Genomic DNA, 9,021 nt, shown 5'->3' with positions numbered 1-9,021 from the left:
TGAAGGCTCGCTTTGACGAGGAGAATAACATGCTGACCGCCGAAAAGATGACACAGGCGGGCATCCGGATCATTTACAGTATTCCCGGACTGAAGGTTCATGCCAAGATTGCCATTATTATTCGGAAGGATACCAGAGAGGGCTTGCAGCGAAAGCATCTGGCTTATCTGAGTACCGGAAACTTTAATGAGAAAACGGCCAAGATCTATTCGGATATTGCACTTCTTACTGCGCAGACAGAGCTGGTGAACGACATCAACAAGGTTTTTGCCATACTGGAAGGACGGATATGCGAAGCCACTTTTTCGCACTTACTAGTAGCCCGATTCAATATGGTACCCACCCTTACTGAAATGATACGCCGCGAAATACAACATGTTAATGAGGGCAGAAAGGGAAAGATTATTTTGAAGATGAACGGACTGCACGACAAGAACATGATCAATGAGCTTTACAATGCCAGCGAGCAGGGCGTGGAGATTGAATTGATTGTACGTGGCATCTGCTGCCTCGTGCCTGACCAGCCTTATAGTAAAAACATACGTATTACCCGGATTGTAGATATGTTTCTGGAACATTCCCGCATCTGGTATTTTTACAATGACGGTACAGAAGATTTGTATATGACGTCGGCCGACTGGATGCAACGGAACCTGAACCGCCGCATCGAGACTGCTTTCCCTATTCTGGATCCGATACACAAAGAGGAGATTATCGATATCCTTCGTATTCAACTGAAGGATAATGTAAAGGCTTGCCGCATAGACCAACACCTGAACAATATCTATAAACGTGACGATAATCCCGTAAAGACACGGTCTCAGGTCTGTATTTACAACTACCTGAGAGACCGGTATGCTCTGGATAAATAGCGATGATCAGAGTAGCCTGACATCTTCGGGCAGATAACCCGAACGGATTCGCCATTCCTGCGGATATAAGTTATTGGCTCTGTTACCGAGATGTTTTACAAATCCCAGAGCAGCCACTTTATAGGTAAGCAACACATATCCTTTGGGTAGATCCGGTGGCAAGACAAGAGCCTCTTTACGCAAGTATCGGATTGCTTCTTCCCAATTTATTTCGCAACTGCTGAATGCCTCCCGGTTTAGGTGGTACGAAAGTGCTAAGGACTGATCCGGTATAAGGTCTTTGCCTTTTACCTCACCCAGTGTTATGCCAGCTCCGATCACCTTCAATGAGCTGTACATTTGTTGCAACAGTGGGTAATATTCTTTAGGAAAGGCACGTACAGTCTCGCCTCGCACTTCAAATTGGAACTGGTCGTTATGCTGTATCCACGTTTCTGCCTGAACAGGAACCGCAGGAGCTTTCGTTTTATCTTTTCCTTTTTTGTCTTTCGACTGGCGCGGACGGATTATTTCGCCCTCGTCTTTACGCAAAACGGCCAGAAAGAATCCTTCTCCTTTGGTTTTATGGGGGAAGAAACGGTAGACAGGATGGTTGTATTTAAGCGGACCCGAAATTTGCCACGTGTCCGGTATATCCAACAACACAGGTTCGGCACCCAGTCGTTCAACAATATACTGCACATTCTCTTCATCCTCTTCTGTATTGTATGTACAGGTACTATATATCAGGAGCCCACCGGGTTTAAGGGCATTCCATACATCGTTTAGTATCCGGCGCTGTCTGCCGGCACATAATTCTACATTAGCCGGACTCCATTCGTCCATGCTGCCGGCATCTTTCCTAAACATTCCTTCTCCGGAACAAGGAACATCGGTTACAATCACATCAAAAAAATGGGTTAATTCGCCCAGCTCTGCGGGGTCGTTATTGGTAACAATTGAGGCGGGATATCCCCATTTACTGAGATTCTCGGCCAGGATGTGACTACGCGTCCGTATTATTTCATTGCTCACAAGAAGGCTTCCTTCCGGCAATGTAGAAAGCAGAAGGGTAGATTTGCCCCCAGGAGATGCGCAGAGATCCAGACAAGTTACGGGTTCGTTTATAAGCTGACGGACGGCCTGCTCCAGAAACATGGAAGAGGCCTCTTGCACATAATAGTGACCGGCATGGAAAAGCGGATCGAATGTAAATGATAATCGTTCCGGAAGGTAGTATCCCGTATGGCTCCACGGCACGGGTTCGCCTGCAGGAGTATAGTCACTCTTTTTTCGGTTCATGCGGATGCTGACTGGCGCATCGGTTGATAATGCCTCTTCCAATTGCTCGTATTCGGCTCCCAATATTGCCTTTGTTCTCGTAATAAATTCCGGTGGAAATGCCATTGCACGTATATTTGGGGTAAAATTAGTACTTTTGCAAAAAAATATAGGTATGCAAGCGTCACTTTTTCTTGTCCCGGTTCCACTGGGTGATACAGATCACCGGCAGGTTTTGCCGGAATATAACAAAGATATTATTCGGTCTATCAACCATTTTATTGTGGAAAATGTACGTACAGCCCGTCGTTTCCTAAAGAAAACGGCCCCGGAGATTGTAATCGACGAGCTTACTTTTTATGAGTTGAATAAACACACTTCTCCCGAAATGGTTGCAGATTACCTGCTGCCACTCAGTAAAGGATTGTCTGTGGGTGTAATTTCGGAGGCGGGTTGTCCGGCTGTAGCCGATCCGGGAGCCGATGTGGTCGCCGTTGCACAACGCAAGAACTATCCGGTAGTTCCGTTGGTGGGACCTTCGTCTATCATAATGTCTGTGATGGCTTCGGGTTTTAACGGCCAGAGTTTTGCTTTTCACGGTTACCTTCCGATCGATGCCGTTGCACGCACCAATAAAATCAAGCAAATTGAACAGCGTATTTACAGCGAGCACGAAACACAGTTGTTTATTGAAACGCCTTACCGGAATAACAAATTGGCAGAAGAGCTGGTTCGCACCTGCCGCCCTTCCACCAAATTATGTATCGCGTCAAACATTACCTGCGAGGATGAATATATTAAAACAAAACCGGTAAAAGAATGGGCCGGCAAGATTCCAGACCTATCAAAGAAGCCTACTATATTTCTTATCTATAAATAGACGGATTTATTGGCCGAGGCATCAAACCATACTTGCATTCTCCATTGATTCTTCGGCTATATTTTCTTCACAAAAGGAAGTAGGTTGCTGACAGCAGAAGTTTTCAGCAAACAGGATGGTGTTCTGCAGGTATGGAAATTCTTTCTCAAAGTAACCACTAAATACCCCTTTGGAAAGATTTTCCTCAATCTGAGCCGTAAGCCAGAGTTTGCCTCCTTCACGCACATACTCGGACATCAGCTTCTCGTCGCGAACACATACCACATAAAGTGAAACCTGGTGTCTAATCTTTTCATCTTCGTACTTATAGCGGATTAAGAATCGCACCGAAACACCGGGTTTGCCTTTCAGTCGGCCTATGGCATCCTGCGCACTATGCTCAATCTTCTGACGATATAAGACATAGCGTTCATACGGATAGTCGTACGTACCGGGATCCACATAACTGTCGGGAGCACGTTTGGTCAAATATAGCTTTCCATCGTGGATAACAGCCACACGTACAATGGGATGGTAATATTTCTTTTTAACCGAACGGCTTACCGAACGGGCAATACATCCTACTACCTTTCCTTCATTGTTGAGAACAGGAATCCACATCTCTTTTTTCAGACTACCCTTCATTATTTTCACACGCATGTGTTCATACACAAATATGCAAACCCCTATTATTACGCCCAGTTGATCATACAGGAACACGGTTCTGTCCGAAGTATGCCAATCGTAAGGCAGTACATTATAAATAAGAATTACAAAGAGATGAAGAGTGAACATGTTTTGAACGACCTGCGCTAAAAAAATAAATTCATTCAGCGACGAACGTAACAAGGTACGATGGAACAACGGATGCCCCGAATTTCTTACTCTTCGCAACAGCGAACGCCGGGTGAAACCCACAAAAGTGAGTACCATCACCATGGTCAGTTCGCTGATAAGCGACGAATAAGGATAGAGGGCTTTACCTAAAGGCAAATAAAGAAATACAGAAAACAATATCAATGAGATGGATGAAACCAACAATAGGAATTGATACGTCTTCCTTTTCATCAATGCCGTATAAAGGTACATGGATACAAAACTTAGCGTCAAGGCAATTATAAATGAATAGTGATAATCAATAAAATTATCAATAAACATAAATAATAACATTGGCAATAATCCCCAAGCCTGATTATCTAAACTTTTTCTAGTTTCTATTCTATTCATAACTCACTTGTGTTCATCTTAACATTTTCCATTTATCTAATTAAGGGATAATGAAGTATATGGTTTTTATCCTATAGTGCGCACTGGAATTAGCGCTTATTCATTTCTCCGTTGATTATATAACAAACATAATCAGATAAAGGTTATTGCTTCATACATGCTTTTCTGCATGATAAGATGAACGAACAAGTGGACCACTCTCAACATGGGTGAATCCTTTAGACAAGGCTATCGATTTATATTCTTCAAAATGCTCGGGAGTGATATAGGCTGAAACCGGAATATGTTTACGTGATGGTTGCAGGTATTGTCCGATTGTAAGTACAGATACCCCGGCAGCACGCACATCATCCATCAGGGTGTAGACCTCCTCATCGGTTTCACCCAGACCAACCATTATACCGGTCTTGGCAACAGTGCCTTTGGTTGCAATACGGTTCAGCACCTTCAGACTCACGTCGTATTTGGCGGCACTTCGTATCTGGGGAGTCAGCCGTCTGACGGTCTCCATATTGTGCGAAATAATCTCGGGAGCCGCTTCGATAACCAGATCAACCAGCTCCAGGTTTCCCTGAAAATCGGGGATCAGGACTTCAAGCGTAGTCTCCGGGTTCAGTTGTTTTATGGATTGAATGGTTTTCACCCAGTGACCCGCACCCTGATCGGGCAGGTCGTCGCGGTCGACCGACGTAACTACAGCGTGTTTCAGCTTCATCAGCTGAATGGATTTGGCTACGTTTGCCGGCTCTTCAGGATTCAACGCCAATGGTTTTCCGGTCAGCGTATTGCAAAACTTGCACGAACGGGTACAGATCTCTCCTCCAATCATGAAAGTTGCCGTACCCCTCCCCCAGCATTCACCCATGTTCGGGCATTTACCACTGGTGCATATGGTGTGTAAACCATGTGATTCGACTATACGTTTGGTTTGGGTGAAAGTTTCATTTCCACCCAAACGTATTTTAAGCCAGTCCGGCTTTCTTATATGTTCTGCCATTGTTTTAAAGGTTGTTAAATAAAAATTCAGACATTTTTGTATACAGATGGAAACGGGTGTTACCGCCATATATACTGTGATTTTTATCTTTGTAAATATGCATATCAAATTGCTTGTTGGCTTGCACCAAAGCTTCGGCATACTCCATGCTGTTCTGAACATGTACGTTGTCGTCGGCCGATCCGTGAATCAAAAGCAATTTCCCCTGCAATTTATCTGCTAGTTTAATAGGCGAGGTTGCCGCATAGCCTTCAAAATTTTCTTTAGGCGTACGCATAAAACGCTCGGTATAAATGGTATCGTAATATTTCCAGTCGGTCGGCGGAGCCACAGCAATACCAGCCTTGAATGTTCCGTTGCCGGTACTCATGGACATCAGGGTATTGTATCCCCCAAAGCTCCATCCCCAGATAGCGATCCGGTTCTTGTCCACATACGAGAGCTTACCCAGAGCCCGGGCAGCTTCAACCTGATCCTGACTTTCCAGCAATCCCATTTTCATATAGGTACATTTACGGAATCCTTCGCCTCTGGCTCCGGTACCGCGTCCGTCCACACTTACCACCATAATTCCCCTGGCAGCAAGGTAGTATTCCCAATCAAATCCATAGCTATCCGTTACCTCCTGCGAAGCCGGACCGCTGTATTGTACCATAAGCACCGGGTATTTCTTGTTTTCGTCGAAATCGACTGGCTTCACCCGCCATGCATTCAACTCGTAACCAGATTCGGTCTGTATGGTAAAGAATTCCTTCTTAGCATATGAAAGTTCTGCCAAACGGCTTTTCAGCGCTTTATTATCCTGCAACACACGAAGGGTGGTACCCTTTTTTGCTTCATGCACAGAAATCTGCATGGGTGTATTTGCATTGGAATACTTATTTATATAATAGGCAAAATTAGCGCTAAAGTCGGCACTGTTAGTACCCGACAGCGGTGTAAGTTTAGTTTTTATACCTTTGGCATCTATCTTATAAACCGATCTGCGCAGCGGACTCTCTTCGGCCGACTGGTAATAGATGGTCTTTGTTGCCTCGTCCATTCCGATGAAGCGGGTTACATCCCAGTTGCCTTTGGTTACCTGACGCTGCATTACGCCCGTAGGAGAATAAAGATATATATGCGCATATCCGTCCTGCTCGCTCAAATAGGTGAATCCTGTTTCAAAAAACTGGATGGAGGATAGATATTCGGAATCGACATAAGCCTTGTTCTCCTCCCTTAAAACCAGTCTGAATACACCGCTTTTCGGATTGGCGTAATACATATTGAACACGTTTTGGGTGCGGTTCAGGGTCATAACTGCCAACTGATCTGCTTTGGTTGTGAAAGTGATACGGGGGATATACGTTTCTTCATTTACAGGCAGTTTCAATTCCTTGATATCTTTCGTAGACACACTGTAGGAATGAAGAGTGACAACGGAATTTTTCTCGCCTGCTTTGGGGTACTTATAGGTATAAAAACCGGGGTACAGCTCATTGTTGAACATCTGCATGTGGTATTGAGGCACTTCGGTTTCGTTCGTTTTTACAAAGGCAAGATACTCATTGTCGGGCGACCAGGCCATAAGGTTTGTTACAGCAAACTCTTCTTCGTACACCCAATCGGTTGTCCCATTCAGGATTTTGTTTAACTCGCCATCTTTGGTAACCTGGGTTTCCGTATCAAAATCAAATTTTTTGATCCAGATATTATTGTCGCGTACGTAAGCACACATCCTGCCGTCTGGGGAGAAGGTAGGAATCATCTGCTTGCTGGCAGACTCGGTAAGAGGCTTAACAAAATTACGTCGTACATCGTAATCGTAAATTACGGCTTTAGATGAACGGCGGTAGATCGGTTCGCTGTCGCGCCATACCAGAATACGGTGTCCGGTACTGCTGATCATATACCCCTCAAAGTCCTTGAAGGTACATTCGCGGGCGGTTTTCGCATTAAACAGGGTATCCACCGGATTTCCCGTACGATACGAATATTTGATAATCATGGAGCGTTCGCTGTTCATGGCCGTATAATGTTCGCCATCGGGCATGGAACGCATATCACCTATTGCCGACACCTGACGGAACTTACCGTCTGTTATATCTTTCAAGCTAACCTGTTTGCTTCCGTTCTGTGCAGAGAGGCTTCCAACCACCACCAATGAAAGCAACAAACATAGTCTCAATCCTTTCATGAATTTTTTCTTTTTTAATAATATCATGCAAAGTTAGTGAAAAGGCACCGCAATACAATGACTATTTTCTATCTTTGCATTGTGAAAAATAGTAAACCGTATAACGACTTAGGCGATTTCCTGCGGGATCTGTTCCCGTATAAGGTACAAAAAATATCATTGAACGCCGGATTTACCTGCCCGAACCGCGATGGATCCAAAGGATGGGGAGGTTGTACCTATTGCAATAACCAGACATTCAGCCCGGATTATTGTCACACCGACAAAGGAATAAAAGAACAACTGGGAGAAGGCGTACAGTTTTTTGGACGCAAATATCCCGACATGAAATACCTGGCCTACTTCCAGGCCTATACCAATACATACGATGAATTCGAAAGGCTTAAAGTTATTTACGAAAATGCCTTACGTTATCCGGATGTAGTGGGACTGATTGTAGGCACACGCCCGGATTGCATGCCGGATCAGCTGTTGGATTACTTTGCCGAACTATCCCGGAAGACATTTGTAATGGTTGAATACGGGCTGGAAAGCACCCTGGATAAAACGCTGGAACGTATCAACCGCGGACATACGCATGCCGAATCGGAAGAGGCCATCCGTAGGACTGCCGCCAAAGGGATTTATACTGGTGCCCATTTGATCTTGGGGTTGCCCGGCGAATCCCGCGAAGAGATATTGCATCATGCCGATGTGGTATCCGCTTTGCCGCTCACCACCGTTAAACTGCATCAGCTTCAGCTGATCCGGAAGACTAAAATGGCATTGGAGTACCGTGAAAATCCGGAAGATTTCCATTTGTTTACCGTCGACGAGTACATCGATCTGGTAATTGATTTTGTGGAACGGATGAATCCCGCCATCACCATCGAACGTTTTGTATCCCAATCCCCTAAAGAGCTGCTGATTGCACCCGATTGGGGATTAAAGAACTATGAGTTCACAGCAAAAGTCCTGAAAAGAATGGAAGAACGCGGAGCCTATCAAGGGCGCACCTTCACTCCCCTTCTTTAAGATCGACGGTTCCATAGTAAGTAATTCCCTGTCGGTTTATGCTCGTTACCTGAATTGTGGCTGAAGCATTGGGATAAATCTGTATCCGGAAAGTATGCGTATCATCAGCCGACCGGGTACGGAATGTGATCTCCGCATTGTTCTTCTTATCATATCGCTGGTTATACTCCGTAAGTGGCGCATCAAAGGTCATACCCACTCCTCCGCCATAAGGTAAACTGTATGCTTGTCCGAAGTAAGGGAGATAAGAAAACACCGAATCGTTTCTTACAGTCAGCGAATAGTTGCTTGTTACATTCCTGGATCGACCGGACATGGGTACTACCCGATCAACGGATATCCTGAAAGCTCTGTTGTCTACACTTTCTTTCACCCGCGATTCAGTAAGCTCTTTTGATTCCTTTCCAGATTGAGTGGTTGCACATCCACCGAGGACAACCAAACCAACCACCAATACAAAAAGTAATTGTTTCTTTTTCATACCTCTTCATTGCTGTCCCATTAAAATCTAAAATAGTTCTTTGAAATATTTGAAATTTAGTTAGTTATAGAGGTTTTTCGAGCGCGACGATTTCAATTGATAACTTTGCAGCCCATAATAAAGGCTGCAATG

The 9,021-nt window shown here is 44.7% G+C and carries 7 protein-coding genes and 1 pseudogene; 3 read left to right on the top strand and 5 right to left on the bottom strand.

Translation table 11 applies throughout. From position 1 onward, the window contains the following. Window positions 1-872: pseudogene (locus AB7E53_RS13160) on the top strand (RNA degradosome polyphosphate kinase); the annotation flags it as partial. Window positions 873-878: 6 nt separating this feature from the next. On the opposite strand, the gene AB7E53_RS13155 reads toward AB7E53_RS13160, so the two are convergent. Continuing rightward, a complete protein-coding gene (locus tag AB7E53_RS13155; RefSeq protein ID WP_446776150.1) occupies window positions 879-2,258 on the bottom strand; it encodes a methyltransferase RsmF C-terminal domain-like protein in 1,380 nt (459 codons plus the stop codon). Between the two features lie 49 nt (window positions 2,259-2,307). Between AB7E53_RS13155 and AB7E53_RS13150 the strand changes: the two genes are divergently transcribed. Next, window positions 2,308-3,012, top strand: a complete 705-nt coding sequence (locus AB7E53_RS13150) for an SAM-dependent methyltransferase (protein ID WP_446776148.1) — start codon at window positions 2,308-2,310, stop codon at window positions 3,010-3,012. A 21-nt stretch (window positions 3,013-3,033) separates the two neighbouring features. Here AB7E53_RS13150 and AB7E53_RS13145 read toward each other — a convergent pair whose 3' ends face one another. From AB7E53_RS13145 to AB7E53_RS13135, 3 genes are all read right to left on the bottom strand, one after another. Beyond that, on the bottom strand, window positions 3,034-4,218 hold the full coding sequence (locus AB7E53_RS13145) for a hypothetical protein (protein ID WP_446776147.1): 1,185 nt from the start codon (window positions 4,216-4,218) through the stop codon (window positions 3,034-3,036). A gap of 151 nt (window positions 4,219-4,369) precedes the next feature. Then, window positions 4,370-5,215 carry a lipoyl synthase gene (lipA, locus tag AB7E53_RS13140; protein ID WP_079683729.1) on the bottom strand — a complete coding sequence of 282 codons (846 nt, stop codon included), beginning with the start codon at window positions 5,213-5,215 and terminating at the stop codon, window positions 4,370-4,372. A gap of 4 nt (window positions 5,216-5,219) precedes the next feature. Continuing rightward, complete coding sequence (locus tag AB7E53_RS13135) at window positions 5,220-7,394, bottom strand: DPP IV N-terminal domain-containing protein (RefSeq protein WP_446776145.1); 2,175 nt, start codon at window positions 7,392-7,394, stop codon at window positions 5,220-5,222. Between the two features lie 57 nt (window positions 7,395-7,451). On the opposite strand from AB7E53_RS13135, the gene AB7E53_RS13130 reads away from it, so the two are divergent. Then, entirely contained in the window at window positions 7,452-8,408 is a 957-nt protein-coding gene (locus AB7E53_RS13130) for a TIGR01212 family radical SAM protein (RefSeq protein ID WP_446776143.1), read from the top strand. Here AB7E53_RS13130 and AB7E53_RS13125 read toward each other — a convergent pair. After that, window positions 8,392-8,889, bottom strand: coding sequence for a DUF4251 domain-containing protein (locus tag AB7E53_RS13125; protein WP_446774618.1), 498 nt, complete (start codon window positions 8,887-8,889; stop codon window positions 8,392-8,394). The genes AB7E53_RS13130 and AB7E53_RS13125 overlap by 17 nt on opposite strands. Window positions 8,890-9,021: the final 132 nt, after the last annotated feature.

This window comes from Macellibacteroides sp. (assembly GCF_050251695.1).
Lineage (GTDB): Bacteria > Bacteroidota > Bacteroidia > Bacteroidales > Tannerellaceae > Macellibacteroides > Macellibacteroides fermentans.
Note: the sequence above shows the minus strand (reverse complement) of the source record. Positions and strands in the feature narration are given on the sequence as shown.